Genomic DNA, 25,003 nt, shown 5'->3' on the forward strand with positions numbered 1-25,003 from the left:
TATTGGTGCATGCGGACGCACGCACCGCGATCTGTACAGGGTGGGTCGTCGGCAACGTCAGATGGATATAAGAGACATGCGCATGGCGCGCCCACGCACGCGGCTCCGGCGCAGCCTCCGTACCCGCAGCCCTCGTACCCGCAGCCCTCGTACCCGCAGCCCGTCTACACGCAGCCCTCGTACCCCCAGCCCGGCTATGCGCAGCCCGCCTATACGCAGGCGCCGTACCCGCAGACCCCGTACGCGCAGCCCTCGCACCCGCCCGCGGCCGGCCGCAAGCGGACGGGGCTGATCGTCGCCGGGGCCATCGCGGCGTCGCTCGTCGGGCTCGTCGTCCTCGGGTCCCTGCTGCCGGACGGCAAGGGGGGCAAGGGCGGCGACGCGAAGGACCCCGGCGGTGCCGGTGCCGGTGCCTCGTCGGGCGCTGCCAAGCGGCCCGAGCCGCAGCCGGTCTCCTACCAGGGCATCGACGTGCCGCAGAACCACCAGCTGCTGTTCGCCGACAACCCGCCGCGCCCGGCCGAGGAGCCGACCGGCGCCGGCGTGCTCTACGGGCACGGGGACCTCTTCTACTACCGGGACACCCTCTTCGGGGACGAGAGGTTCGGCACCGCGAACGGGAAGCTCGTCCTGCTGAACAACTCGGAGAAGGGCTCCCTGGAGACCTGCCGCGCCGTGACCCGCTTCACCGAGAAGATCGGCCTCGACCAGCTCACGGACGGCTCGCAGGTCTGCGTGCTGAGCGACGCCGGCCACGTCGCGTTGGTGACCTACCGCGGCAGGTCCGGCGCGAAGGAGTCCAGCACGTACATCAAGGTGGACCTCACGATCTGGCGCAATGCCGGGGATGCGAAGAAGAACTAGGAAGAAGGACCGGGAAGCGGTTCACCGCCGGGTGAGCGTGGTCTCGGCCGTGGCGTGGGACAGCTTCTCCGGGTTGCGGACGAAGTAGAGGCCGGTGATGAGGGCGTCCGCCACGTGGACGGCGATGACTCCGTCGAACTCGCCGTCCAGGTGGACGGCCAGGGCCGGGGTGCCGTTGACCACGGTGGGGCCGAGGGCGACGACCGTGGTCCCGGCCCGGCCGGCGATGCCGGCGAAGAGGCGGGCCACGTTGTGGGCGCCGAGGACCGGCCGCAGCGCCGCGTGCTTGATGCCGCCGCCGTCGCCCATGTAGACGACCTCGGGGGCGAGCACGGCGAGGAGTCCCTGGAGGTCCCCGTTCTCGAGGGCCCGCTGGAACGACTCCAGGGCCGCCCGGGTCTCGCTCGGGGAGACCGCTCGGCGGGGGCGGCGGGCATCGACGTGCTTGCGGGCGCGGTGCGCGATCTGCCGGACGGCCGCGGGGGTCTTCTCGACGGCGGCCGCGATCTCCTCGTAGCCCAGGTCGAAGACCTCGCGCAGGACGAAGACGGCCCGCTCGGTCGGCGCGAGGGTCTCCAGGACGAGCATCATCGCCATCGACATGCTCTCGGCCAGCTCCACGTCCTCCGCCACGTCCGGCGCCGTGAGCAGCGGTTCGGGCAGCCACGGGCCCACGTAGGCCTCCTTGCGCCGGCTCATCGTCCGCAGCCGGTTCAGTGCCTGCCGGGTGGTGATCCGGACCAGGTAGGCGCGCTGGTCGCGGACGGCGGCGAGGTCCACGCCGACCCAGCGCAGCCAGGTCTCCTGGAGGACGTCCTCGGCGTCGGCCGCCGAGCCGAGCATCTCGTAGGCGACGGTGAACAGCAGGTTGCGGTGGGCGACGAAGGTCTCGGTCGCCGGATCGGGGGCCTGCGAGGGTGCGTCCACAGCCGGTTCTCTTCCGTCAGGTTCCGTCAGGCTCCGTCGGTCTTCCGCCGGTTCGGATCCGTTCATGATCGACGGACCGGCGGTGCGGCTCAAGCGGTCTGTTCGGCGGCGGCCCTGGTCCCACCCTGCCCGGCCTCCAGGCGCCGGCTCCGGTCGGCGCCTCCCGAAACCCGGTGCAAGCCGTACGCACCCGGCTTGGCGGCCTCGTCGGCCAGGTGCTTGACGGTGCCCTTGCACACGACTTCCTTGAGCTTCGCGCCCGGCCGGCCCGCGACGTGGAACCACAGCGCGGTGTCGTTGCGGTGGGCGAACTGGAAGATGCCCGCGCCCCGGCCCAGGCTGATGCACTGACCGGCGAACACCTGGTTGAGGGTCTCGGGCCGCTCTTCCGCGATCCGGCTCAGGACCGTGTCGGCGGCCCGCGCGCCCAACGGCATCGCGGCCTGGCAGCTCATCCGCAAGGCCAGGCCCGAGGGCGCCGCCGAATCGCCCGCCGCCACGATCCGTACGTCGTCCACGCTCGTCAGCGTCTCGTCCGTGAGGAGGCGGCCCAGCGCATCGGTGCTCAGCCCGCTGCGCGCCGCCAGGTCCGGTACGCCGAATCCGGCGGTCCAGATGGTGACCCGGCTGGGCAGCTCGCGGCCGTCGGCGAGCCGCACGGCGTCGGCGGTCACCGCCGTCACCTTCGTGTCGGGGCCTTCGAATACGGTCACCCCGAGCGCCGCGAGCCGCCCGGCCACCGAGCGCCGCCCCCGCGCGTGCAGGTACGGGCCGAGCACCCCGCCGCAGACCAGGGTCACGGCCCGGCCCCGCTCGGCCAGTTCGGCGGCCGTCTCGATGCCCGTCGGCCCGGCCCCGACCACGGTCACCGCGGCCGTCGCCGGGGCGGCGCCGAGGAGCGGCCGCAGCCGCCGCGCGTCCTCCAGGGTGGCGATCGGGTGGGCGAACTCGGCCGCTCCCGGCACGGACGGGTCCGCGCTGCCGCTGCCCACCGCGTAGACGAGGTGGTCGTAGCCGACCCGGCCTCCCGAGGCCAGGGTCACGCCGCGCCCGGCGGCGTCGATCCGTACGACGGAGTCGACCACCAGGTCGACCCCCTCGGCCAGGACCTTCCGGTACTCGACGACCGCGTCGTGCGACCCGGCCACGAGCTGGTGCAGGCGGATCCGCTCGACGAAGGACGCACGCGGGTTGATCAGCGTCACCGTCACGTCCTGGCGCCGGCTCAGGCGGTTGGCAGCCATCACTCCGGCGTATCCGCCGCCGATCACGACCACATCGGTGTTCTCAGCCATGGTGTCCGTCTCCTTCGTTTCGAGGGTTCGGACACCAGACACCGGCCGGACGACGGTTGTGACAGCCCGCGTGCTGCCGATCTTGTCTTCTTTCCGGCAGCCCTTCCGGCAGCCCTGGCCGGGCGAAGGGGCGCCCCCCTGGCGGTGGGGCGCCCCGGTGCTCACGCGTGGACCGCTACGGGCAGTACTGCGCCTGCTTGCCGATCGAGCGGTACATGCAGTCCGCGTTCTCCAGCAGCTGCAGCACGGCGTCCTTGTTGCGCGCCGTCTCGCGGTCGATGACCTCGTCCGGCGGGTAGAAACCGCCGCCGCCCGAGCCGGTCGGGTACATCTCGAAGGTGTAGGCGAAGATCTTCTGGTTGCCCCACAGCCAGTCGTCGATCGTCCCGTCCGTGATGTACAGGTCGCTCGACTGCTCCGGCGTGTAGCCGTTGCTGGCCGCCATGCTGGTGCCGATCTTCTTGTACACGGCCAGGTCGTCGGCGGTCAGACCGGGCGCCGTGTCGTTGTACGTCCACCCGAACGGCCACAGCACGAGCTCGCTGTAGGTGTGGAAGTCGATGGCGGCCTTGATCTGCTGCTTGCCGCCGACCACGCGGCTGCGCACGAAGTCCGAGACCACCTTGACCTCCGGCGCGGACTCCGCCGAGGCGCCCCGGTAGGTCTCGGAGCTCTTGCTGGAGCTGGAGCCGCCGCAGCAGCCCCACTTGTAGTTCCAGTTGCGGTTCTCGTCCGTGCCGACGTACGAGGAGCCGGCGTTCGGCTGCCGGTTCTTGCGCCAGGACCGGTAGGAGCCGGAGGCGATGTCGTACTCGCCGCCGTCCGGGTTCAGGTCCGGGATGATCCAGATCTCGCGGCCGTTGACCGCGTTCGTGACCCGGGAGTCGGTGCCGTACTTGGAACCGAACTCCTTGAGCAGGTAGAGGGCCATCTCGACCGTCAGGTGCTCACGGGCGTGCTGGTGCGCGGTGAAGAGCACCTCGGGCTCGGCCTCGTCCGTGGCCACGTTGTCGCTGATCTTGATCGCGAACAGGTCCCGGCCCTGGTACGACTTGCCGATCACCTGCTTGCTCATGATCGAGGGGTACTGGGCGATGCGCTGGTCGATCTCCGCGCTCGCCTCGGCGTAGTTGTGGTAGAGCGCGTCCTTCGACGGGAAGTCGTTGATCCCGGCGGCGATGTCGCGCCCGTCCGAGCGGTCCGGCGGGCCGGGCAGCGCGGTGAGCTTGTAGCCGAGTGCGCGCAGGCTCCTGGCCTGCATGGTGTCGGCGCTGACGACGACCGAGCGGGCGTCGACCTCGTCGATGGAGGCGCCGGTGCGCAGCAGGGCGGTGCGTTCGGCCGCCGTGGCCGGGCCCTGGATCTCGTACTGGACGATGGCCTCGTCCTGGGTGGCGGTCGACGGGGTGGGCGGCGGGGCTGCCGTCGCGCTCAGGCCGTAGGCGGGTGCGCCGAGCGCGAGCGCGAGAAGGGCCGCCGTGACGGCGGCCCTTCGGCGGTGGTGGAGCCGCATGCGTTCTCCTGGGTGGGAGTGTGGGGGTAGCCGTGCGGACGCGCACAGCGTGCTCTCATGGCATGTCCGGGTCAAGAGTCCACAGCTTCAATCAGCCATGGCGGCCAAAGGGCGCCGGCAGGCCACTCCCACACACCTACCTGCTACGGCAGGCCGTGGACCTTCGGACCCACCGCGTTGGACCAAGCGCTACCCGCCTTGGCGTCCCAGTTGGTCGACCAGGTCATCGCGCCGCGCAGACCCGGGTAGGTCTTGGACGGCTTGAAGTTCCCGCAGCTCGTGCCCCTGGTCAGGCAGTCCAGCGCGTTGTTCACGATGGTCGGCGAGACGTAGCCGCTGCCCGCGCCGCTCGGGGAGGCCGGGACGCCGATGCCCACCTGCGAGGGGTCGAGCCCGCCCTCGAGCTGGATGCAGGCCAGCGCGGTGAGGAAGTCCACCGAGCCCTGGTGGTACACGTTGCCGTCGCAGCCGTTCATCGAGCCGCTGTTGTAGTACTGCATGTTGACGACGGTCAGGATGTCCTTCACGGCGAGCGCCGTCTTGAAGTAGCCGCCCTGGGTCGACTGCATGTCGATGGTCTGCGGGGCCATCGTGAGGACGAACGAGGGGCCGGCCTTCGCCGCCAGCGCGCGCAGCGCCTGCGTCATGTAGGTCGGGTTCAGGCCGTTCTCCAGGTCGATGTCGATGCCGGTGAAGCCGTACTCCTGCATCAGCGCGTACGCGGAGTTCGCGAGGTTGGTCGCGGACGCCGAATCGCCCACCGAGATGGTGCCCTTCTCGCCGCCGATGGAGAGGATGACGGACTTGCCGGCCGCCTTCTTCGCGGCGATGTCCGCCTTGAACTGGGGGACCGTGTAGCCGCCGAGGCCGGCCGAGTCGAGGTTGAAGGTGATGGCGCCGGGCGTGGTCGTGGCGTCGGCGAAGGAGACGGCGATGATGTCGTACTGCGCGGACACGTCGGAGATCTTCTGGACGGTGGCGCCGTTGTTGAAGTTCTGCCAGTAGCCGGTCAGCGCGTGCTTGGGCACCGACGGGTTCGGATTGCCGCCCCCGCCGCCCGTGGTGGTGCCGGTGACGGCCGCGGCCTTCACGCTCTCGCCCGCCGCGTTGTACGCGCTCACCTGGAAGGAGTACGAGGTCGACGCGGCGAGCCCGGTGATCTGCGCGGAGGTGCCCGAGGTCACGGTCCGGACGCGGACGCCGTCCTGATACACGTAATATCCGGCGGCTCCGCTGACCGTGTTCCACGAAAGGGTGAGCCCGCTGGAGCTCTGGCCGGAAACGGCGGTTCCGGCCGGAGCGCCGGGAATGACCGGACCGGGGTCGGTGCCGCCGCCGCCGTCGGGGCCGAAGACGCTGAACTCGTCGACCACGTAGCCCGACTGGCCGTACCAGCCGTGGGTGTAGACGGTGACCTGGGTCGTGTTCGGGCCGGTGGTGAACGTGGTGGACAGCTTCTGGAAGCCGCCGCCCGTGCCGGGGGTCCAGGTGGAGACGTCCTGGGTGCCGGTCCCGGTCGCGCCGAGGTAGACGTAGGACCCGTTGACCTGCTCGCTCAGCGTGTAGGTCGAATTCGGCTTGACCGTGACGGTCTGGCTGCAGCGGGCGTTGTCCTGGCCCGCCGGCGTGGCCTTGAGGGCGGCGGCCCCGGCGAAGACGGGAGAGGAGACGATGGCGCCGCTGCCGGAGGTGCAGCTCCAGTTGGCGAGGCCGGACTCGAAGCCGCCGTTGCGGGCGACGTTGACGTCGGCGGCCTGGGCGGTGCCGGCGGCGAGGGCGGTCAGGGCGCCGGCGGTGAGGGTCACGGCGAGGGGTACGGCGAGGGAGCGTATGCGGTTCACGTGGGCTCCGGTGGGGGGAGTTGGGGGATGTGAGGTACGCGTCCGGGGCAAGTGGGGTGCCCCACCGACAAGTTGGTCTAGTCCAATGCCCCTGTCAAGGATGTTTGCAATATGGCTGGAACCGATCGGCCCGGTGCGCGTGTTCCGATCCCGGTTGTCCGGGTTTCCCGCCACCTGTCCCGCTGCCCGTGACATGTGCTCGTGGCACAGGAATGGGCAAGCCCCTGCCCTGCCAGGGGGGACGCGGCTAGGGTGCTGGGGCAAGGGGGCAGAGGGTTGATCGTTTGCGGTCGCGCAGCGTGTGCGCGGCCGTGAGGGGACGTACGGCGCGTGCTCGGACCCGTCTTCGGACGGTCTGCCGGGCGGTGCGGACGTCCGCTGGGCATGGGGTGAACGGGGGGATGCGCGTGCCGACCGCCATTGCTGTCACCAGCGCCGATCTGGTGCTGCCGGCCCCTGACCGGCACACGCCGACGGCCGCCGTGCTGGCGCCGCCCGACCAGCTCGACCTCGAGGGCTCGCTCTCCCAGACGGCCGCCCTGCTGGAGCGCCACGGCCATCTCGTGGTCGTCGTCCCGCCCTGGCTCCCGGCCGCCGCCGTCCACCGGCTGCACACCGTACGGGCCATCCTGGAGACCGACCGGATCGCGCTCCTCGACATCGATCTCCCGCCGCTGGCCACCGCCCTGCTGGTACGTCAACTGCGCCAGCTCAGCGTCAGCGACTTCAGCCCCGGCGTGCTCGCCTCCGCCGCCCGGCTGCTCTCCCACTACATCTACGCGGGCGCGCTGCTCGGCTCGGTCGCCAAGCTGGACCGGGTGCCGGTCGGGCTCGGCGCGCACGCCAAGTCCTGGTCGCCGAACGCGCAGTTCGCGGTCCTGGCCAATCCGGTGGCGCACCTGGTCAAGCTGGGCTCGGGCGGTTCGCGGTCCGGGGGCCCGGGCTCCTCGAAGCCCTCGCGCTCCTCCGGGGCGCACGGCGGCGGGGGCTCCGGATCCGCTTCCGCTTCCGCTTCCGCTTCCGCGTCCGCCTCGGGCGCCCTGCCCCCGGGACCGGCGTTCGCCACCCACCTCAGCTTCGCCCGGGGCCAGCTCGCCTCCGACTGGGTGGTCTCCGACCTGGCCCCCGCCTGGCAGGTCCAGGGCGTCATGGAGAACCCGCTGCCGGCCGACTCGCCCGCCTGGTGGGCCACGCCGAAGCTGGTCGAGTTCGCCGCCGCCATCCCGGACCCGTCGGTGCTCTACCAGCTCGTCGCCTCGGTCCGCCGCGAGGAGTGCCGCTGGTGCGGCTTCGAACTCATCGGAGACCGCTGCGGCTTCTGCTCCGCCCCGCTGACGGCGCCACCGCCGCCGCCCGCCCCGGCGGCGGTGGCGCAGGCGGCCGTGGGCTCCCGATCCAGATCCAGACTTCGCTGATGACCGGCTCGACCGAACGAAGAACGCCGAGGTAGTACGTCATGAACTCACGCCAGCGCCGCGGCGTCATCCTGCTGATCCTGTCGGTCCTGTGCGCCCTCGCCGCCTTCGGCGGAGTCCTCGTGGTGATCGGCGACGTCAACTCCAAGGTCGGGGCCGAGGTCGTCGCCTACCGGGTGAAGGACGACATAGCCCCGTACAGCGCGCTGACGGCCGGGCAGTTCGAGGAGGTCACGGTCCCCAAGCGGTGGCTGTCCGAGACCGCCGTCACCGACCTCGGCCAGCTCAAGGACAAGATGGCGCTCACCGCATTGAAGAAGGGCTCGCTGCTCCAGAGCGACATGTTCGTCGCCCGGCCGCAGCTCCAGCCGGGCGAGCAGGAGATCGCCATCATGATCGACGCGTCGACGGGTGTGGCGGGCAAGATCACCCCTGGTGCCAAGGTCAACATCCTGGGCACGTTCAAGGGCAAGAAGCCGACCGACCCCGACGTGTCCGTGGTGATGGTGGCCAACGCCCGCGTCATCAACGTAGGCAAGCTCACCCCCCTCGACAAGGACAGTGACAAGAAGGGCCCGGCCGAGGCCGTCCCGATCACCTTCGCCCTGACCACCAAGGACACCCAGCGCGTGGCCTACGCCGAGTCCTTCGCGGAGCACGTACGCCTGGCCCTGGTGGCCCCCGGCACCGACTCGGCGCCCAACCCGAACGACCGCTTCTACACCCTCGAAGGGGACAGGTGAGATGCGGATGACCACCCGAATCCTCCCCGCGGTCGGTGACCCGGAAGCCGCGCGCGTCATCGCCGGCCTGCTCGGCCAGCTCCCGGGCGCCGAGCCGGCCGCGCCGGTCCCCGACTCCACGTTCCTCCTCGACATGCTGGCCAGGCTGGCCACCGAGTCGATCGACGAACTGCCCGAGGTGGTCCTCGTACACGAGCGGATCGGTCCGCTCCCCGCTCTGGAGCTGATCCGCGAGGTAGCCCTCCGCTTCCCCGGGGTCGGCGTCGTCCTGGTCACCTCGGACGCGAGCCCCGCTCTCTTCTCCGCCGCCATGGACTCGGGCGCGCGCGGCCTGGTCGGCCTCCCCCTCGCCTACGACGAACTCGCCGCCCGCGTCCAGGCCGCCGCCCAGTGGTCCGTGGGCGTACGCCGCCACCTGGGCCGGAGCCCGGACCTCCCCACCGGCCCGGGCGGGCGGGTGGTCACGGTCAGCGGGGCCAAGGGCGGAGTCGGCACCACCTTCGCGGCCGTGCAGTTCGCCCTGGCCGCAGCGGCCGCGGGCCGGCATACGGCCCTGGTCGACATGGACCTCCAGGCGGGCGACGTCGGCTCGTACCTCGACGTGCAGTTCCGGCGCTCCATCGCCGACCTCGCCGGCATCCAGGACATCTCGCCGCGCGTCCTGCAGGACGCGGTCTACGACGACCGGACGGGCCTGGCCCTCCTCCTCGCCCCGGCCGACGGCGAGCGCGGCGAGGAGGTCGACGACCGGGCTGCCCGGCACGTCATCGCCGCCCTGCGCGCCCGGTACGAGCTCGTCGTCATCGACTGCGGCACCCAGGTCACCGGCGCCAACGCGGCGGCGGTGGAGACCGCGGACGTGGCGGTGCTGGTCACCACCCCGGACGTGGTCGCGGTGCGGGCGGCGAAGCGGATGGTCCGGATGTGGGAACGGCTCCAGGTCCGCAAGGCGGAGGACACCGCGATGGTCGTCAACCGCTGGACCAAGCACACCGAGATACAGCCCGCCCTGATCCAGAAGATCACGAAGACCCGGGCCGTCCGCACCCCGGTCCCGGCCGCCTTCAAGGAACTCCAGGCGGTCGTCGACGCGGGCCGGGTCCAGGACCTGGACAACCGCTCGACGGTGAAACAGGCCCTGTGGGCGGTGGCGGGCGAACTGGGCCTGCTGGCACCACTGGAAACCCCCGAGTCCGCCGCGGCCGCGGCGGCCGCCGACCCGGGCGCCGCCCTGGAGGTACGCCCCTCCGGCCCCGTGGCCAGGCTCCGCAGCGGCGCCCGGGGCGACCGCGGCGCACTCGGCCCGTGGCCGCGCCGCGGCCGGGAGGGCTGAGCGGTGCCCGCGCGGAGACCCGTACGCGACCGGGACCGGGACCGGGGCCAGGTGGCGATCGAGTTCGTCGGCACGGTGCCGCTGATCCTGCTGCTCGTGGCGGCGGGCAAGTACATCGGGAGCGCCTGGAGCATGTCCGTGGCCTGCGGTGCGTCCGGGGACGTCTACAAGGCGACCGTCACCCTCCGGATACCGGTGCTGTACCCCGGTCTCAACTTCGGCGCGATCGACGGCACGGCCGGTGCGGCGATGGAGAGGGAGGACTGACGGCATGAGACGGCGCGTTCGCTCCGACCGGGGCGACCGGGGTCAAGTGGCCCTGGAATACATCGGCTTCATCCCCATCCTGCTGTTCGTCGCGCTCTGCGGGATCCAGCTCGGCTGGGTCGCGTACGTCCACCAGCAGGCGGAGACTGCGGCGCGGACGGCGGCGCGGGTGGAGGCCCGCAACGGCTCGGGTGGCGTCGCCGCGGGCCAGGCTGCCGTACGGGGCGGTCTGGGCGCGGACATCAGCATCGTCAAGAACGCCGACACCGTCACCGCGAGCGTGACCATCGCGGTCAACTCGATCATCCCCGGCCTGGATCCCGACCCGGCGACGGCCACCGCCGTCATGCCCAACGACGACCCGAAGGGACCCTGACCATGAGCCTGCGTTCCCGGGTCAACACACCGGACGACCGCCACAGCCCGCGCGAGGACGGCCGGCTGGTCTCCTCCTACCGCGCCAAGCTGCTGGAGGAGATCGACCTCGCGGAGATGTCCGCGCTCGCGCCCGCCGAGCGCCGGGCGCGCCTGGAGCGGGTACTCGGCCACATCATCAGCCGCGAGGGCCCCGTCCTGTCCACCGCCGCGCGCGCGCAGCTGATCCGCCGCGTCGTCGACGAGGCCCTCGGCCTCGGTGTGCTCGAACCGCTCCTCGAAGACCCCACGATCTCCGAGATCATGGTCAACGGCCCCGACCAGATCTTCGTGGAACGGGCAGGCCGCGTGGAGCAGCTCCCGCTCCGCTTCGCCTCGCACGACCAACTGATGCAGACCATCGAGCGCATCGTCTCCACCGTCAACCGCCGTGTGGACGAGGCCAATCCGATGGTCGACGCGCGCCTGCCCAGCGGCGAGCGCGTCAACGTCATCATCCCGCCGCTGTCCCTGACCGGCGCGACCCTCACCATCCGCCGCTTCCCCCGGGCCTTCACCCTGCACGAGATGGTCGGCCTCGGCTCCCTGGACGAGCACATGCTCCTCCTGCTCTCCGGCCTGGTGGCGGCCAAGATGAACGTGATCGTCTCCGGCGCCACCGGCACCGGCAAGACCACCCTCCTCAACGCCCTCTCCGGCCTGATCCCGGAGGGCGAGCGCATCATCACCATCGAGGACTCCGCCGAGCTCCAGCTCCAGCAGGCCCACGTCATCCGCCTCGAATCCCGCCCGGCGAACGTGGAGGGCAAGGGCCAGATCACCATCCGCGACCTCGTCCGCAACTCCCTGCGCATGCGACCCGACCGCATCATCGTCGGCGAGGTCCGCGGCGGCGAGACGCTCGACATGCTCCAGGCGATGTCCACGGGTCACGACGGATCCCTGGCCACCGTCCACGCCAACAGCTCCGCCGACGCCCTGACCCGCCTCCAGACCCTCGCCTCCATGTCGGAGGTGGAGATCCCCTTCGAGGCGCTCCAGGACCAGATCAACAGTGCCGTCAACGTCATCGTCCAGCTCACCCGCTTCGGCGACGGCTCGCGCCGCATCACGGAGATCTCCATCCTCGAATCCCATGGCCGCGAACCGTTCCGAACCACCACCGTCTGCCGGTTCGTCCCCCAGCCGATGGGCGCGGACACCCGGGTCCACGGCTACTTCGCCTACTACCCCCTGCCGCGCCGCATCGCGGACCGCCTCTACATGAACAGCCAGCCGATCCCCCAGGCCTTCGGCGTGGCCCTGCCGGACGACGAACTCACCGCGCGGACAGTCCTGTGAACCCATATGTCTCCCTCACCCTCGCCGCCACTCTGCTGGCCTGCCTGTTCGTGGTGTGGGGCGTTCACGCCTACGCCAAGGGCCGCGCCCAGCGGGCCGCCCTCATCGACCGCCTCTCGGCGAGCGGAGCCCCCGAGCAGATCGGTCGCGTACGCCGCTTCCGCTCCTTGGACCGCCGCCTGCGGCGTACGGAGCTCGGCCGCCGCATCGAACTCAAGCTGGCGACCACCGGTCTGGACATGACCCCGGGCGAGTTCTTCGTCTACATGCTCGCCTCGGTCGCGATGCTCTGGCTGATAGCGGCTTCCTTCCTGGCCCCGTTCTTCGGCCCGCTCACCGCTGCCATCGGCCTGTGGGCGGCCAACGCCTTCCTCAACTGGCAGCGCACGCGCCGTACGGAACGCTTCATCAGCCAACTCCCCGAACTCGCCCGCATCCTGGCCAACGCCACCCAGGCCGGCCTGGCCCTGCGCACCGCCATCGGCATAGCGGCGGAAGAACTTGAAGCTCCGGCGGGCGAAGAGCTCACCCGCGTCGCCGACCGCCTCGCCATCGGCCACTCCATCGAGGAATCCCTGAGCGAGCTGACGGAGCGCCTCCCGTCGCGGGAACTGGTCGTCCTGGTCTCCACCCTCGTGCTGTCGGCGCGGGCGGGCGGCGCGATCGTAGGCAGCCTCCGCAACCTGACGGTGACGCTGGAGCAGCGGAAGGAGACGAGGCGGGAGATCCGGACGCAGCTGTCGCAGGTGACGGTGACGGCGTATCTGGTGCCGTCGATCGGGTTCGGCTCGCTGCTCCTGGTGAACGCGATGATGCCGGGCGCGCTGGACCGTATGACGGGAGCATGGATCGGCCAGGTGGCGGTGCTGGTGTCGCTCGGCCTCTTCACGCTGGGCTTCGTCCTCATCCGCCGTATGTCGAAGATCGACGTGTGAGGAGGCTGCCGTGATCGCTCTGCTCCTGGCCGTCCTGGTGGGTGCCTCCGTATTCGGGATCTTCCACGGAGTCCGGCTCTACCGTGCCGACGCCAAGCTCCCCACCGACCTGGCCCTGGCCCTGGAAGTCGGCGCAACCCGCACGACGGCGGTCGGCTCGGCCGTCGACCGGCTGGGCATCCGCTACGCGCCGCTGGTCCTGCGGCTGATGGGCCCCACCCGGGTGGCGCGCAAGCGCCGCCAGATCGACTCGGCGGGCAACCCGGCGGGCCTCACGATCGACCGGTACGCGGCACGCCGCGCGGTGTACGGATTCCTCGGCGCCCTCGGTGCCTTCTCCATGCTCCTCAACGGCCAGCTGGTTCCGGCCCTGCTGATGGTCGCCTTCGGACTGTTCTGGATCGAGGCCGGCCTGTGGTCGGCGGTCCGGATACGCCGGGACCACATCGAGCGGACGCTGCCCGACTTCCTCGACGTCCTCGCGGTGGTCGTCAGCGCGGGCCTGGGATTCCGCCAGGCCCTGGCCCGGGTGGCCGACAAGTACGAGGGCCCGTGGGCCGATGAAATCCGCATCACCTTGCAGCAGATGGACATGGGCGTCAGCCGCCGCCAGGCCTTCGACGAGCTGCGGCGGCGCAACGACTCCGAGCAGGTGGCGCAGTTCGTCACCGCCCTCCAGCAGGGCGAGGAGCTCGGTTCCCCGATCGTGGAGACCCTGATCGCGATCGCCGAGGACATGCGGCGCACGGATGCCCAGAACGCCCGCCGACGGGCCGCGCGCGCGATCCCCAAGGCGACCTTCGCGGTCACCACCTTCATGCTGCCGGGCACCCTGATCCTGCTCGTGTGCGGGTTCGTGTACGGCGCGAACATCGACTTCGACGCGATGCTCGGGGGCGGGTGAGCACCATGGCGGTACTTGACATCGCGCTGCCGGCGAATCCCGCACCGGCACCATCCCCGACCCTCCAGGTCAACGCGCTCCAAGCCCTCTGCCGCCAGGTCTTCGCGTTCCGCATGGTGATGATCGGCCTGGGCGCGCCGCTGGCGCTCGCGAGGACGGCACACGGGGGGCCGACGTACCTGGTGGGCGGCGCGATCCTGTTGACCTTCATGCTGTCCTACGTCCTCTTCCGCGACTGGGAGCGCTTCGGCCCGCTGCTGCTGCGGCACCGCTGGCTGCTGGCGGTCGACATGGCCTTCAACGCGCTGCTGCTGGTCACGGCGACCCCGGAATCCCCACTCGGCTTCGTGTCGATCTGCACGCCGCTCCTGGCCGGCCTGGTCTACGGGTGGCGGGCCTCGGCGGTGTACGCGGCGGTGCAGGGGCTAGCGGTCGCGGCTCTCGCGGGCACGCTGCTCCTGCCGACGTTGTGCCTGCTCGCGGGCGCCGCGGGATCCTGCCTGCGCGACCTCTTCTTCCGCTTCGGCGCGGCGAGCCAGGCCCTGACCGAGACCCGGGCCCGCCTGGCCGTGGCGGAGGCCGTCCGCGCCGAACGCGACCATCTGGCGCGGGAGATGCATGACTCCGTGTCGAAGACCCTGCACGGCCTGGCCCTGACGGCGGACGCCCTGACCCGGACGGCCGACCCGGCGGAGCTCCGCCGCCAGGCGGAGCTGCTGTCGGTGGCGGCCCGCCGGGCGGCGGAGGAGTCGAGGTCGCTACTGACGGACCTGCGTCGGGACCTGGACACCCCCGGTGTCTCACTGCTCGGGGAACTCCGCGCCCTCACCACGGGCTGCGAACTCCGCACGACGGGAGTCCTGCCGGTGGTACCGGCCACGGTGGCCCGACACCTCCTCGCAGTGACCTCGGAAGCCCTGGAGAACGCCCGCCGCCACGCCGGAGCCTCCCGCGTCGTGGTCCTCCTGGCCGCGGACACCACCCACCTCACCCTCACTGTCGAGGACGACGGCAGCGGCCTCCCGGCCGATATCGACCTCCCCTCGCTCTCGCGCCGAGGCCACTTCGGCCTCCTCGGCATGACGGAACGCGCGACCGCGATCGGCGCGGCCATCTCCATTGCCTCCCGACCGTCCGCCCCCGGTACCCGGATCCGCCTGGACCTCCCGCTCGCGGCGCTGACCGGGGAGGGAAGCCCGTGACGCCCCTCCGCATCCTGATCGCCGACGACAACCCGGTTGTACGGGCGGGCCTGGCCGCACTTCTGGCCGTGACCGAGGGCATCGAGGTGGTCGCCCAGGCGGCGGACGGCCGCGAGGCCCTCCGCCTTGCCCGCCTGCACGCCCCGGCCGTCGTCCTGCTGGACGTCCGGATGCCGGGCGTGGACGGCATCTCGGCGCTTCCGCACCTGGTGCGGCTGGCTCCAGTCCTGATGCTGACGTACAGCCGCGAGTCGGAGGTCATCCGCGAGGCTCTGCTCCTGGGTGCGGGCGCCTACCTGGTCCACGGCGAGTTCACCGCCGACGACCTGATCCGCGCGGTCCACGACGTCCGCGACGGCCGCCCTCATTTCACGCCATCGGCGGCGAGCGCGCTGCTCGCGGAACTCCGGACCTCTTCGCAGCCGCAACGAACTGTGGCACAGTCTTCTGAGCGTCTGCACAACTCTGTTGCCTTCGGGCTGAGTTCGCGGGAGGTGGAGATCATGGAGCTCATCGCGTCAGGGATGAACAACCAGCAGATCGCAGCCACCTGCTTCATCAGCGAGAAGACGGTCAAGAACCACATCAACCGCATTTTCGCCAAGCTCCGGAGCACTACCCGTAGCGAGGCGATTGCACGGTGGCTGGGAACGGCCCGTCCAGGGGTGAGTGGTCATGGGTAGACGGAGTGCGTGGTGGGTCCGTAATTGGGCCCCGGGACCCTTGGTAACGACTGGTAACTCGGCGTACTGTCCGCAAACCAACAGCGGCACCGGCCCGGGAGGGAACCCTCATGTCGCACAACTCGCTGCTGAAAGCGTCCGTCGAGGCCAAGATCCGGCTGAGCGGATGGACGGACACGACGGTGACACGACTCCGCAAGCGCTACGCGAACCTCGACCGGGGCCAGACCGCGTTCGAATACCTGGGAATCATCCTGGTGGTCGTGGTGATCATCGGGGCGATCGTCGGCACGGGAATCGGTACGACGATCACCAACAAGATCAAGGACCAGATCGGGCTGATCAAAGCAGGCAAATGAGCACGGGCAGGCGGCTGGACGACAGTGGGCAGGCCTTCCCCATCTACGTCATCGCGGTGGTGGGTCTGCTCTTCGTCGCGCTCGCCTTCTTCGCCGTGGGGATGGCGGGTGACACCCGGAGCGAGGCGCAGAGCGCTGCCGACGCCGCGGCGTTGGCAGCGGCTCGTGAGGCCCGGGACGACGTCTTTGTGGGCGTCAACCTGATCGACCTCAAGCCGACCGACTGGGAGAGGATCCTCAATGGCGAGAGCTTTGATGTGAAGGGCGCCTGCGGGGAGGCGGAGAGTTTCGCACAGCGGAACGACGCGACAACGGTTCGGTGCGAAGTGGTCCTTCCGAGGTTCACGGTCTCGGTGAAGACATCACGGACTGTCGGAGAGTCTGTTGTGCCGGGCACTGGGTCGATGCACGGGGAGGCTGTCGCCACAGCGGTGATCAAGCCTCTTTGCTCCCTGGGGCTGGAACCGGCACCAACAGCGACGCCCGTTCCCCCCGACGGCGGGATACCGGAGCCTGGTCCGGTGAACATTACGTGTGATGGTCGGCCCATCGACCTGGATCCCCTGAATCCAGGTCAGTTGTCGAAGCTGGCGAGAACCCTCTTCAGCGTGCGCTTGGTTGGCTGAAGGCCATGAGAGACAAGGAAGCGGCGTACATGAACGTTCGGCACAAGGTGAAGGTCCGCGGGGGAGCGGCCGTAGCGGTTGCGGCGGTCTTGGCCCTCACGTTGGCCGGGTGTGGTGGCGATGATGATAAGAAGCCGAACGAGCCGCAGAATTCGTCGGCATCACAGCCTCAAGACGGCGGTTCCAAAGCTCCGGTTCCGAGCAGTACGCCCACGCAGGTGCTCGCCACCGTAAATGGCGAGAGCGGCATCGTCTTGACGGTCAATGCTGCCAATCGCGACCAGGGTGGCTTCATTACCGTGAGTGGGCAAATCAAGAACACGACTGCGAACGACTTCACGCACACCACGGCGTGGAGGGGGAATGAACTCACCTCAAGTGGCGAGTCCATCGCCGGCGCCACCCTCGTGGACAAGGCCGGCAAGAAGCGGTACTACGTGCTCCGCGACACGGACGGCCGCTGTCTGTGCACCACGGGCATCTCGAACATCAATGCAGGGCAGTCCGTTCCGTTCTTCGCGCAATTCCCAATGCCTCCAGCCACCACCACCGAGGTTGACTTCACGCTCCCCACCTTCGCCACGGCCACCATCAAGATCTCAGGGTGACGCCATGAAAAATCGCCACGGCACCACCGCCGCCACGGCAGTCGCCGGGCTGGTCATAGCCGGCGCACATTTCATCGGCGCGACAAGTGCCTACGCCGACGACAATCCGACGGTGCCCCCCGGAACAGAGCCGTCGGCTTCCGCCCCGGTGCCCCTCGACGCCAACGCCCCCGGGCTGAAGATCCCTCAGGGCGGAACCCTCGCTCCGGTCAAGGTGCTGGACATCGCCGAAGTCGTCGAGGACCTCGGGGGTGAGCAGCGGCGGCAGGAGACCAATCAGACCGTCATGATGGCGCTGCAGTCCGAGGTGATGTTCCCCGAGAACAGTGCCGTCTTCAACGCCCAGGCCGCCGCGCGGCTGCAAGCCATCGCGCAGGAGATCAACACCCAGAAGGCCACCCGGGTCCGGATCTTCGGGTTCACCGACGACCAGGGCAGCTACGAGCACGGGCAGGAGCTCTCCAAGCAGCGCGCCGACGCCGTGCAGGCGGAGTTGGCGAAGACCGTGACCAACCCCGCCGTCGTCTTCGACGTGCGCGGGTACAGCGAGGACTACCCGATCGCCGACAACAACACCGAGGAAGGCCGCAAGAAGAACCGCCGCGTCGAGATCACCTTCCCGCGCGGCGCGGCCCAGTAGGGGCGGCCCGGACACGCGAACACCTTCGGTGCGCACCGGGGCTCGGGGCCTCGGTGCGCACCGAAGGTGCGTTCGACGGTCTGCTCGGGTCAGGTCAGCAGGTGGGGATGCGGTTCAGGTTCTGGGCGTAGCGGGCGGCGATCCAGCCGCGGCCGTCGGCGAGCTTGTACCAGAGGGAGTTGCCGTCCACCTCGGTGCCGTTCGTCTTGCACAGCACCTGGACCTCGCCGCCGTGCTTGATCACGCCGGTCTTGCCGTAGTGCGTGCCGGGGCCGGTACGGATGTGCAGCTTGTCGCTGACGATGCGGGCCTTCGGCTTCTGGCCCTTGTCGTGCTTGTCCTTGTCCTTGCCGTGGTCCTTGTCGTGGTGTTTGCCGCACTTGCACGCGCCCGGCTTCCCCGGCTTGCCCTGCTCGCCCTTCTCGCCGCGCGCGCCGCGCTCGCCCTTCGGGCCCGCCGGCCCGGCGGGGCCGGTCTTGCCGGTGCTGCCGCGCTCGCCCTTGTCGCCCCTCTCGCCCTTCTCGCCTCCGGACGGGCCGGTGTCGCCCTTCGGACCCTGGGGTCCGCGGGGGCCCTGCGGACCCACGGTGCCCGGACGGCCGGTGTTGCCGGTGTCTCCCTTATTGCCCTTGTCGCCCTTGGGTCCCGTCGGGCCGGTGTCGCCCTTCTCGCCTCCGGACGGACCGGTGTCGCCCTTCGGGCCCTCGGGGCCGCGGGGGCCCGCCGGTCCCGCGCTGCCGGTCTGGCCCGTCTGGCCGGTGCTGCCCTTGTCGCCCTTGGCGCCCTTGTCTCCCTTGTTGCCCTTCGGGCCTGCGGGGCCCGTCAGGCCGGTCTCGCCCCGTTCGCCCCGCTCGCCCCGTTCGCCGCGCTCCCCCTGGTCTCCCTTGTCGCCCTTGGGGCCGGGGCGGCCCGGCTTGCCGTGGTGGCCGGGCTTGCCGTCGTGGCCCGGACGGCCGTCGTGGCCGTCGTCGCCCTTGGGGCCCGTCACGGGAGTGGACACCGCGTACAGGGCCGGCGCGTCGTTTCCGTCCGCCCACTCACCGCCGCCGAGCGTCGTGCCCTCGGGAGCATCCGCGTCCACCCGCACGAGTACGCCCAGCCGGGTGTCGCTCCGCGCCGGGAAGGAGAAGCCCGCACGGGTACCGGCGTCGCAGGTCATCTGGCGCGCATCAGCGGAACGCGTACAGGGAGCGGCGGCCCGGTCGTTGTTCCAGTAGAACTCTGCCTCCGGGAACGTCGTCTGCTCCGGCGCGGTGATCCGGAAGCTGCCGCGCTGCGCCGCGTCGGCGCCCGCGCTGGCCACGATCACGACGCGGCCGGTCTTGCCCGCGGCGATCGAGGGGACGTACGGCTGGGAGAAGCGGACGTGCGGCGAGTCGTCGGCGAAGGCGGGCGCCACCGGGAGCAGGCAGGTCGCGGTGACGGCCGCGACGACCAGAGCCGCGGACGTGCAGCGGGAAGCAGACAAGGGTGTTTCCTCCGCAAGGGAAGACGGCGGAACCGGCAGATGACCGCCGAATGCGGTCTACCGGTGGACAAGGGGCCCGCGGCCAGTTAAAAGCTGATGATGCGACCCTGCCGTGTACGACGCGTTCCCGATCACTCGGCAGCCGTGTGAATCACTCCCGCCCGCCACGGACCAGGACGTACGCCGCCTCCCGCGCCCGCAGCGCCGGCCCCGGGCCGGGCTCCAGGGCCGCCACCACCGTCGCGCCCTCGACCAGCAGCAGGAGCTGCTCCGCCAGGCCCTCCCGACCGGGGCCGGGGCCGGCGACCTCGGCCAGCAGCGCCCGTAGCTCCGCCTTGTGCCGCCGCACCACGTCCAGCACGCCGGCCGGGCCCGTGCCCAGCTCCCCGTACGCGTTCAGGAACGCGCAGCCGCGGAAGTCCGGCTCCGAGAACCACCGCGCGAGCCAGTCGAAGACCGCCCCGACGGGGTCCGCGCTCCCGGTCACCGCGTCGCGCAGCCCGCTCGTCCAGCGTTGGTCGCGCCGCTCCAGGTACGCCGTGACCAAGGACTCCTTGGCGGGGTAGAGGCGGTAGAGCCGCTTGAGCGCGACGCCGGACTCCGCGCGGATGCGGTCCATGCCGACGGCCTGGATGCCCTCGGCGTAGAACAGCGCCTCCGCGGTGTCCAGCAGGCGGGTGCGGGCCTCTTCGTCGTTCATCGGGGCAACGGGCATACCGGCAGCGTAGACCAGGATCGCTTGCATGGAGAACGGTCGTTCTCTAGGGTGGGGGAGGAGCTGGAGAACGATCGTTCTCCGTGTGTTGCCGAGCCGAGAGGTACGCCAGCCGTGACCACTCCCACCACTCCCGCCACCCCCGTCACCCCTGCCACTCCCGCCGCGCCCGCCCCTGTGCGCCCGCCGCTGCCGCCGTTCACCGATGAGTCGGCCCGCGCCAAGGTCCGGGCCGCCGAGGACGCCTGGAACAGCCGCGACCCCGAACGCGTCGCCCTCGCCTACACCGAGGACTCCTCCTGGCGGAACCGCGACCGCTTCCTCACCGGCCGAGCCGAGATCCGGGCCTTCCTCGCCGACAAGTGGGAACGCGAGCTGGAGTACCGGCTCCGCAAGGAGCTGTGGGCCTACACCGACAACCGCATCTCCGTGCGCTTCGAGTACGAGTGGCACGACGCGCAGGGGCAGTGGTGGCGCAGCCACGGCAACGAGCAGTGGGAGTTCGACGCCGCCGGCCTGATGCGCCGCCGCGAGGCCAGCATCAACGACATCCCGATCGGGGAGGCCGACCGGCGGCTCTAGTGCTGTTACTGGCGGTAACTGCTTTCTCGGGCCACGGAGATATGCTGGTGGGGACCCCTGAGGAGGCAACGTGACCGAGCGCAAACCGCCTGGTGTCAGCTTCGAATCCTTCGTGGACCGGCAGATCAGACAGGCCGAGGCGCGCGGGGAGTTCGAGGAGCTGCCCGGCTTCGGCAAGCCGCTGGCCTCGCTCGACGCCCCGTACGACGAGCTGTGGTGGATCAAGGGCAAGCTGCACCGCGAGGGCTTCGCGGTCCTCCCGGCGGCGCTCGCGCTCCGCAAGGAGGCGGAGGACGCGCGGGAGGCGGTCCGCGCGGCCCGCACCGAGCGGCAGGTCCGCGACATCCTGACGGAGGTCAACACCAAGATCCGCGCGGCCCTGCGCATGCCGCCGCCCGGCCCGCCGCTGAACCTCAAGGAGTTCGACGTCGAAGCGGTGCTCACCGAGTGGCGCGAGGAGCGGGAGACCCGTCGGGACACCCGGGGGAGCGGCACGAGCTGAAGGCTCGTGCCCTGCCGGCGGCGGCGCGGCGCGGTGCGGCGCCGTCCGCACGATGACTTCACGAGGCCGATCGTCCCCGTGCGGCCTGGCGCCAGGAGATCTTCGGGCGCCCGGCCGCCTTGGGCCGCCAGACGTCGAGGTCCAGGGCCACCGTGAGGAACTCGCCCTCCACGCGGACGAGGAGGTCGGGATCCTCGATCCCCGCGGCGAACTGCTCGGCGCGGACCTCTGATCGGATCCGCCCGCTCCACGCGGTCGCGCCGGTGCCGGCTGCCGGGGCGGCCTCGTGTCGTCACCTCCTGGTCGCCCCCAAGGAGGTCAGGGCCTCGGTGACGCGGTCTGCCTGGTGCGTGGTGCCCCGGAGGTTCGGGTGCAGGACGGTGCAGGCCTCGCCCCCGGCGGGGATGGAGCGGCAGAGCTCGGAGGGCGGATCGGACTGGTCGCCGGAGCCGGTCAGGGTGTCCTTGATGCCGTACATCCAGCGTTGCCCGGCTGCTGCGCAGACCCCGTGGCCGGTGCTGGAGGCGTACGTGTCCACGTAGATCGCGCCGCCCCGCGCGGCCTGGTCCCGCAGGAGGTCGTTGACCCGGCGCTCCAGGGTGTCGAGCCAGGGCGTGTCGCCCTTGGTGACCGTGCCGAGCTGGTTCCAGGCGCCCCAGCCGCAGCCGGCGGCCTCGTCCACGACGGCCGGATAGCCGACGACCGCGACCTTGGCGTGCGGGGCGCGCCTGCGGATCTCCTTCAACAGGTCTGTGAAGTCGGCCTCCAGGGCGGTGAACCGGGCATCGAGCCGGGAGGCGCCCTCGCCGCGCGTGTAGTGGTCGGTGCAGGGGGTGCCCGTCCCGAAGGAGGCGAGCCCCCGTTTCACGCAGGTCTCGACGATCTCGGCGAAGCCCACGGAATTGCCGCCCGCGCCGACCGTGACGAGATCGGTGCTCGCCGAAACGGCCCCGACCTGTGCCGGTTTGGCGGCCCAGCCGCCCGGCGGGGGCACCGACGGCGGCCCCTTCAGCTCGGACTGCGCTTCCAGCAGCCCGGCTCTGACCTCCGCCGCGGAGCAGGTGACGTCCGTGAGCGCCAACTTCAGCCGCCGCGCCGCCTGATGCGGATAGTCGTGCTCGGAGCGGCCGCACCCGTCGGTGTTCCACGGGCGCACGAACGAGCCCGCGCTGTAGGAGTCCCTGAGGGCGACGTATGAGAGGGGCGTGAGGTGTGAGCGGGGCCCGGCGGCCGGCGCCTGCTGTGCGAGAGCGGCGGTGAGGAGTGCGGCGGCAGCGGTCGCGGCCGCGGTGAGCGCGAGACGGATCATGGCGGTGCCTTCGGTTCGGGCGCCGCGATCGTCCGCGACGCGCTTCACCAAACGTAGCCGATCCGATTACGGAGAGTAATCATCCGGCTCGTGGTTCGCCAGAACGAGTGAACGAGTGAAGGGGTGAGGGAGTGAAGGAGTGGCTCAGTGGATGAGCGGATGGAGGGAACGGGCGGGCCCGTCGCCGCCGTTCAGGCCTGCTCGTGCGCCTGGGTGATCAGGTCCGTCGCGACCTCCAGGGCGGCCTGCCGGGTCTCCTCCGGGTCCCCCTCGATGTGCTGGAGGAACATCATTCCCGCATGCAGGGTGAAGAGGGCGCTCACGCAGCGGACCTGGTCGGCCAAGGGGGCGTCCTCCCGGCCCGTCCGGAGCAGCTCCACCAGCGCGAAGAGGCGCTGCTTCACCCTCTCGCCGATGCTCAGCTCCCGCAGCGAGGCCTGGTTCTCCTGCATGAAGCGGTACAGCGAGGCGCCGCCCGCCATCGCTTCGCTGTAGCGGCGCAGGATCTCCCGCTTCGTGTCCAGGGTCCGGGGCTGCTCCTCCGCCCATGCGATCAGCTCGTCGATCGGCCGGGTCTGGTCCTCGAACAGGCTGATGATGATGTCTTCCTTGGTCTTGAAGTGGTAGTACAGCGCCGCCTTCGTGACCTCCAGCCGCTCCGCGATCTCGCGCAGCGACGTCTTCTCGTACCCCTGCTCGGCGAAGAGCTCCAGCGCGACGTCCTGGATGCGCTGCCGCGTGTTGCCACGGCGCTGCTGCGGACCGCTCCTGGACATGGCTCTCCTCGATTACTTACTTGACGCCCGGCTAGTTACGGGTCTACCTTCCCCAGTGTAGTGAACTAGCCGGGCGGCAAGTAAGTGCCGGGTACCGGTGCACGTGCGCCAGGGGAGTGGAACATGGTGGAGACGACGAAGAGTACGGACGCCTCGGAGGAGGTGAAGCCGCGCAGCGTAAGGGTCGTCCTGATGGCCCTCATGATCGCGATGCTGCTGGCCATGCTCGACAACATGATCATCGGTACCGCGATGCCCACCATCGTCGGCGAGCTCGGCGGACTGGAGCACCTGTCCTGGGTGGTCACCGCCTACACGCTCGCCACCGCGGCCTCCACCCCCATCTGGGGCAAGATCGGCGACATGTACGGGCGGAAGGGCTCCTTCCTCACCTCGATCGTCATCTTCCTCATCGGTTCGGCGCTCAGCGGCATGGCCCAGGACATGGGCCAGCTCATCGGCTTCCGCGCCATCCAGGGCCTCGGCGCCGGCGGTCTGATGGTCGGCGTCATGGCGATCATCGGCGACCTCATCCCGCCCCGTGAGCGCGGCAAGTACCAGGGCATGATGGCCGGCGTGATGGCCCTCGCCATGATCGGCGGACCGCTGGTCGGCGGCACCATCACCGACCACATGGGCTGGCGCTGGTCCTTCTACATCAACCTCCCGCTCGGCGCCGTGGCCCTCGCCATGGTGACCGCGGTCCTGCACCTTCCCAAGAAGACGGGGGAGGGGGAACGCCGGAAGATCGACTACCTCGGCGCGGCGCTGCTGACCATCGCGATCACCTCCGCCGTCCTCGTCACCACCTGGGGCGGCACCGAGTACGCGTGGGGCTCCGCCGAGATCATCGGCCTGATCGTCACCGGCATCCTGTCCACCGCGGCGTTCCTCTTCACCGAGACCAGGGCCGCCGAGCCGATCATGCCGCTGCACATCTTCCGCAGCCGCAACTTCACGCTCATGTCCGTGATCGGCTTCCTGGTCGGCTTCGCGATGTTCGGCGGGGTGCTCTACCTCCCGCTCTTCCAGCAGTCGGTACAGGGCGCCTCGGCCACCAATTCCGGCCTGCTCCTGCTGCCGATGCTGCTCTCGATGATGGTCGTCTCGCTGATCGCCGGCCGGATCACCACGAACAGCGGCAAGTACAAGATGTTCCCGATCATCGGCGGCGCGCTCATGGTCGCCGGGCTCTTCCTGCTCGCCACCATGGACACGGGCACCACCCGGCTGGTGTCGGGCGTCTACATGGCGGTCCTCGGCGCAGGCCTCGGCTTCCTGATGCAGATCACCATGCTGGTCGCGCAGAACAGCGTCGAGATGAAGGACATGGGCGTCGCGTCCTCCTCGGCCACCCTGTTCCGCACGCTCGGCGGCTCCTTCGGCGTGGCGCTGATGGGCTCCCTGTTCACCAGCCAGGTCACCTCCACGATGAGCGACCGCCTCGGCCCGGAGGCCGCGAAGGCGGCGGGCTCCGCCCAGCTCGACGCGGCCAGCCTGGCGAAGCTCCCCGAGGCCGTCCGCGACGCCTACCAGCACGCGGTGGCCGCCGGTACGCACTCGGCGTTCCTGCTCGGCGCGGGCATCGCGGTACTGGGCTTCGCGGCCGCCTGGTTCGTCAAGGAGGTCCCGCTGCGCGGGGCGGCCACCCCCGCCGCCGGCGCGGACCAGGAGGCCCCGGCCCCGCAGGCGACCGCCGTCGCGCACTGAGCCGGCGGCGCGGGCGGGCCGCCCGCACCTGAACGACGGGCCCGGGCCCGGTGGACGAGCGCGTCCACCG

General features: G+C 70.6%; 26 protein-coding genes. 18 read left to right on the plus strand and 8 right to left on the minus strand.

From position 1 onward, the window contains the following. Positions 1–9 precede the first annotated feature (9 nt). Entirely contained in the window at positions 10–864 is an 855-nt protein-coding gene (locus tag DRB96_RS19175; protein WP_112449563.1) for a hypothetical protein, read from the plus strand. A gap of 21 nt (positions 865–885) precedes the next feature. On the opposite strand, the gene DRB96_RS19180 is transcribed toward DRB96_RS19175, so the two are convergent. The 4 genes from DRB96_RS19180 to DRB96_RS19195 form a co-directional block, all read right to left on the minus strand. Then, the gene (locus tag DRB96_RS19180) at positions 886–1,791 is read right to left on the minus strand and encodes an RNA polymerase sigma-70 factor (RefSeq protein WP_239516165.1); all 906 of its coding nucleotides are present in this window, start codon (positions 1,789–1,791) and stop codon (positions 886–888) included. An 89-nt stretch (positions 1,792–1,880) separates the two neighbouring features. Next, on the minus strand, positions 1,881–3,086 hold the full coding sequence (locus DRB96_RS19185; protein ID WP_112449564.1) for an FAD-dependent oxidoreductase: 1,206 nt from the start codon (positions 3,084–3,086) through the stop codon (positions 1,881–1,883). A gap of 175 nt (positions 3,087–3,261) precedes the next feature. After that, complete coding sequence (locus DRB96_RS19190) at positions 3,262–4,599, minus strand: M14 family metallopeptidase (RefSeq protein WP_112449565.1); 1,338 nt, start codon at positions 4,597–4,599, stop codon at positions 3,262–3,264. Positions 4,600–4,742: 143 nt separating this feature from the next. Then, positions 4,743–6,404 carry a glycosyl hydrolase family 18 protein gene (locus DRB96_RS19195; protein WP_343234700.1) on the minus strand — a complete coding sequence of 554 codons (1,662 nt, stop codon included), beginning with the start codon at positions 6,402–6,404 and terminating at the stop codon, positions 4,743–4,745. 443 nt (positions 6,405–6,847) lie between these two features. On the opposite strand from DRB96_RS19195, the gene DRB96_RS19200 reads away from it, so the two are divergent. The 14 genes from DRB96_RS19200 (at position 6,848) to DRB96_RS19260 (ending at position 17,871) form a co-directional block, all read left to right on the plus strand. Beyond that, entirely contained in the window at positions 6,848–7,855 is a 1,008-nt protein-coding gene (locus DRB96_RS19200; protein ID WP_239517744.1) for a hypothetical protein, read from the plus strand. Between the two features lie 41 nt (positions 7,856–7,896). Beyond that, positions 7,897–8,598 carry a Flp pilus assembly protein CpaB gene (cpaB, locus tag DRB96_RS19205; RefSeq protein ID WP_112449568.1) on the plus strand — a complete coding sequence of 234 codons (702 nt, stop codon included), beginning with the start codon at positions 7,897–7,899 and terminating at the stop codon, positions 8,596–8,598. A gap of 7 nt (positions 8,599–8,605) precedes the next feature. Beyond that, a complete protein-coding gene (locus tag DRB96_RS19210; protein ID WP_112453554.1) occupies positions 8,606–9,931 on the plus strand; it encodes an AAA family ATPase in 1,326 nt (441 codons plus the stop codon). A gap of 3 nt (positions 9,932–9,934) precedes the next feature. Then, positions 9,935–10,198, plus strand: a complete 264-nt coding sequence (locus DRB96_RS19215; RefSeq protein WP_112449569.1) for a hypothetical protein — start codon at positions 9,935–9,937, stop codon at positions 10,196–10,198. A 4-nt stretch (positions 10,199–10,202) separates the two neighbouring features. Further along, positions 10,203–10,574 (plus strand): TadE/TadG family type IV pilus assembly protein, encoded by a 372-nt coding sequence (locus DRB96_RS19220; RefSeq protein ID WP_112449570.1) that lies wholly within the window; start codon positions 10,203–10,205, stop codon positions 10,572–10,574. Positions 10,575–10,576: 2 nt separating this feature from the next. After that, complete coding sequence (locus DRB96_RS19225) at positions 10,577–11,914, plus strand: CpaF family protein (RefSeq protein WP_112449571.1); 1,338 nt, start codon at positions 10,577–10,579, stop codon at positions 11,912–11,914. After that, positions 11,911–12,849, plus strand: coding sequence for a type II secretion system F family protein (locus DRB96_RS19230; protein ID WP_112449572.1), 939 nt, complete (start codon positions 11,911–11,913; stop codon positions 12,847–12,849). The genes DRB96_RS19225 and DRB96_RS19230 overlap by 4 nt, the downstream gene beginning before the upstream one ends. A gap of 13 nt (positions 12,850–12,862) precedes the next feature. After that, positions 12,863–13,753: a DUF5936 domain-containing protein gene (locus DRB96_RS19235; protein ID WP_112453555.1), complete on the plus strand. Its 891-nt coding sequence runs from the start codon at positions 12,863–12,865 to the stop codon at positions 13,751–13,753. Positions 13,754–13,758: 5 nt separating this feature from the next. Next, positions 13,759–14,955, plus strand: coding sequence for an ATP-binding protein (locus DRB96_RS19240; RefSeq protein WP_112453556.1), 1,197 nt, complete (start codon positions 13,759–13,761; stop codon positions 14,953–14,955). Further along, the gene (locus DRB96_RS19245) at positions 14,952–15,638 is read left to right on the plus strand and encodes a response regulator transcription factor (RefSeq protein WP_112449573.1); all 687 of its coding nucleotides are present in this window, start codon (positions 14,952–14,954) and stop codon (positions 15,636–15,638) included. Before DRB96_RS19240 ends, DRB96_RS19245 begins: the two co-directional genes overlap by 4 nt. Before the next feature lie 110 nt (positions 15,639–15,748). Next, entirely contained in the window at positions 15,749–15,997 is a 249-nt protein-coding gene (locus DRB96_RS19250; protein WP_239516166.1) for a hypothetical protein, read from the plus strand. Beyond that, positions 15,994–16,623 (plus strand): pilus assembly protein TadG-related protein, encoded by a 630-nt coding sequence (locus tag DRB96_RS19255; protein WP_112449574.1) that lies wholly within the window; start codon positions 15,994–15,996, stop codon positions 16,621–16,623. The genes DRB96_RS19250 and DRB96_RS19255 overlap by 4 nt, the downstream gene beginning before the upstream one ends. A 5-nt stretch (positions 16,624–16,628) precedes the next feature. Then, a complete protein-coding gene (locus DRB96_RS43045; RefSeq protein WP_239516167.1) occupies positions 16,629–17,231 on the plus strand; it encodes a hypothetical protein in 603 nt (200 codons plus the stop codon). Between the two features lie 4 nt (positions 17,232–17,235). Further along, the gene (locus DRB96_RS19260; RefSeq protein WP_204357773.1) at positions 17,236–17,871 is read left to right on the plus strand and encodes an OmpA family protein; all 636 of its coding nucleotides are present in this window, start codon (positions 17,236–17,238) and stop codon (positions 17,869–17,871) included. Positions 17,872–17,965: 94 nt separating this feature from the next. On the opposite strand, the gene DRB96_RS19265 is transcribed toward DRB96_RS19260, so the two are convergent. Both DRB96_RS19265 and DRB96_RS19270 read right to left on the minus strand, forming a co-directional pair. Then, complete coding sequence (locus tag DRB96_RS19265) at positions 17,966–19,339, minus strand: SH3 domain-containing protein (RefSeq protein ID WP_112449576.1); 1,374 nt, start codon at positions 19,337–19,339, stop codon at positions 17,966–17,968. A 151-nt stretch (positions 19,340–19,490) separates the two neighbouring features. Further along, positions 19,491–20,039, minus strand: coding sequence for a helix-turn-helix domain-containing protein (locus DRB96_RS19270; protein ID WP_112453558.1), 549 nt, complete (start codon positions 20,037–20,039; stop codon positions 19,491–19,493). A 192-nt stretch (positions 20,040–20,231) separates the two neighbouring features. Here DRB96_RS19270 and DRB96_RS19275 point away from each other — a divergent pair, with 192 nt between their 5' ends. Together DRB96_RS19275 and DRB96_RS19280 are read left to right on the plus strand one after the other, a co-directional pair. Continuing rightward, entirely contained in the window at positions 20,232–20,636 is a 405-nt protein-coding gene (locus DRB96_RS19275; RefSeq protein ID WP_112453559.1) for a nuclear transport factor 2 family protein, read from the plus strand. A 70-nt stretch (positions 20,637–20,706) separates the two neighbouring features. Beyond that, entirely contained in the window at positions 20,707–21,138 is a 432-nt protein-coding gene (locus DRB96_RS19280) for a DUF1992 domain-containing protein (RefSeq protein ID WP_112449577.1), read from the plus strand. A 292-nt stretch (positions 21,139–21,430) separates the two neighbouring features. Here DRB96_RS19280 and DRB96_RS19285 read toward each other — a convergent pair whose 3' ends face one another. Both DRB96_RS19285 and DRB96_RS19290 read right to left on the minus strand, forming a co-directional pair. Continuing rightward, positions 21,431–22,447, minus strand: a complete 1,017-nt coding sequence (locus DRB96_RS19285; protein ID WP_112453560.1) for an SGNH/GDSL hydrolase family protein — start codon at positions 22,445–22,447, stop codon at positions 21,431–21,433. A gap of 191 nt (positions 22,448–22,638) precedes the next feature. Beyond that, complete coding sequence (locus DRB96_RS19290) at positions 22,639–23,223, minus strand: TetR/AcrR family transcriptional regulator (protein WP_112449578.1); 585 nt, start codon at positions 23,221–23,223, stop codon at positions 22,639–22,641. A gap of 123 nt (positions 23,224–23,346) precedes the next feature. Between DRB96_RS19290 and DRB96_RS19295 the strand changes: the two genes are divergently transcribed. Next, on the plus strand, positions 23,347–24,933 hold the full coding sequence (locus tag DRB96_RS19295; protein WP_112449579.1) for an MDR family MFS transporter: 1,587 nt from the start codon (positions 23,347–23,349) through the stop codon (positions 24,931–24,933). Positions 24,934–25,003: the final 70 nt, after the last annotated feature.

The sequence above is a fragment of the Streptomyces sp. ICC1 genome (genome assembly GCF_003287935.1).
Lineage (GTDB): Bacteria > Actinomycetota > Actinomycetes > Streptomycetales > Streptomycetaceae > Streptomyces > Streptomyces tritrimontium.

Bases quoted from the DNA above. Each gene is read 5' to 3' on its own strand.
- DRB96_RS19190 (WP_112449565.1), bottom strand. From the start codon at position 4,599: ATGCGGCTCCACCACCGCCGAAGGGCCGCCGTCACGGCGGCCCTTCTC.
- DRB96_RS19295 (WP_112449579.1), top strand. From the start codon at position 23,347: ATGGTGGAGACGACGAAGAGTACGGACGCCTCGGAGGAGGTGAAGCCG.
- DRB96_RS19260 (WP_204357773.1), top strand. From the start codon at position 17,236: ATGAAAAATCGCCACGGCACCACCGCCGCCACGGCAGTCGCCGGGCTG.
- DRB96_RS19255 (WP_112449574.1), top strand. From the start codon at position 15,994: ATGAGCACGGGCAGGCGGCTGGACGACAGTGGGCAGGCCTTCCCCATC.
- DRB96_RS19220 (WP_112449570.1), top strand. From the start codon at position 10,203: ATGAGACGGCGCGTTCGCTCCGACCGGGGCGACCGGGGTCAAGTGGCC.
- DRB96_RS19225 (WP_112449571.1), top strand. From the start codon at position 10,577: ATGAGCCTGCGTTCCCGGGTCAACACACCGGACGACCGCCACAGCCCG.
- DRB96_RS19290 (WP_112449578.1), bottom strand. From the start codon at position 23,223: ATGTCCAGGAGCGGTCCGCAGCAGCGCCGTGGCAACACGCGGCAGCGC.
- DRB96_RS19250 (WP_239516166.1), top strand. From the start codon at position 15,749: ATGTCGCACAACTCGCTGCTGAAAGCGTCCGTCGAGGCCAAGATCCGG.
- DRB96_RS19285 (WP_112453560.1), bottom strand. From the start codon at position 22,447: ATGATCCGTCTCGCGCTCACCGCGGCCGCGACCGCTGCCGCCGCACTC.
- DRB96_RS19185 (WP_112449564.1), bottom strand. From the start codon at position 3,086: ATGGCTGAGAACACCGATGTGGTCGTGATCGGCGGCGGATACGCCGGA.
- DRB96_RS19270 (WP_112453558.1), bottom strand. From the start codon at position 20,039: ATGAACGACGAAGAGGCCCGCACCCGCCTGCTGGACACCGCGGAGGCG.
- DRB96_RS43045 (WP_239516167.1), top strand. From the start codon at position 16,629: ATGAGAGACAAGGAAGCGGCGTACATGAACGTTCGGCACAAGGTGAAG.
- DRB96_RS19240 (WP_112453556.1), top strand. From the start codon at position 13,759: ATGGCGGTACTTGACATCGCGCTGCCGGCGAATCCCGCACCGGCACCA.
- DRB96_RS19210 (WP_112453554.1), top strand. From the start codon at position 8,606: ATGACCACCCGAATCCTCCCCGCGGTCGGTGACCCGGAAGCCGCGCGC.
- cpaB (WP_112449568.1), top strand. From the start codon at position 7,897: ATGAACTCACGCCAGCGCCGCGGCGTCATCCTGCTGATCCTGTCGGTC.
- DRB96_RS19175 (WP_112449563.1), top strand. From the start codon at position 10: ATGCGGACGCACGCACCGCGATCTGTACAGGGTGGGTCGTCGGCAACG.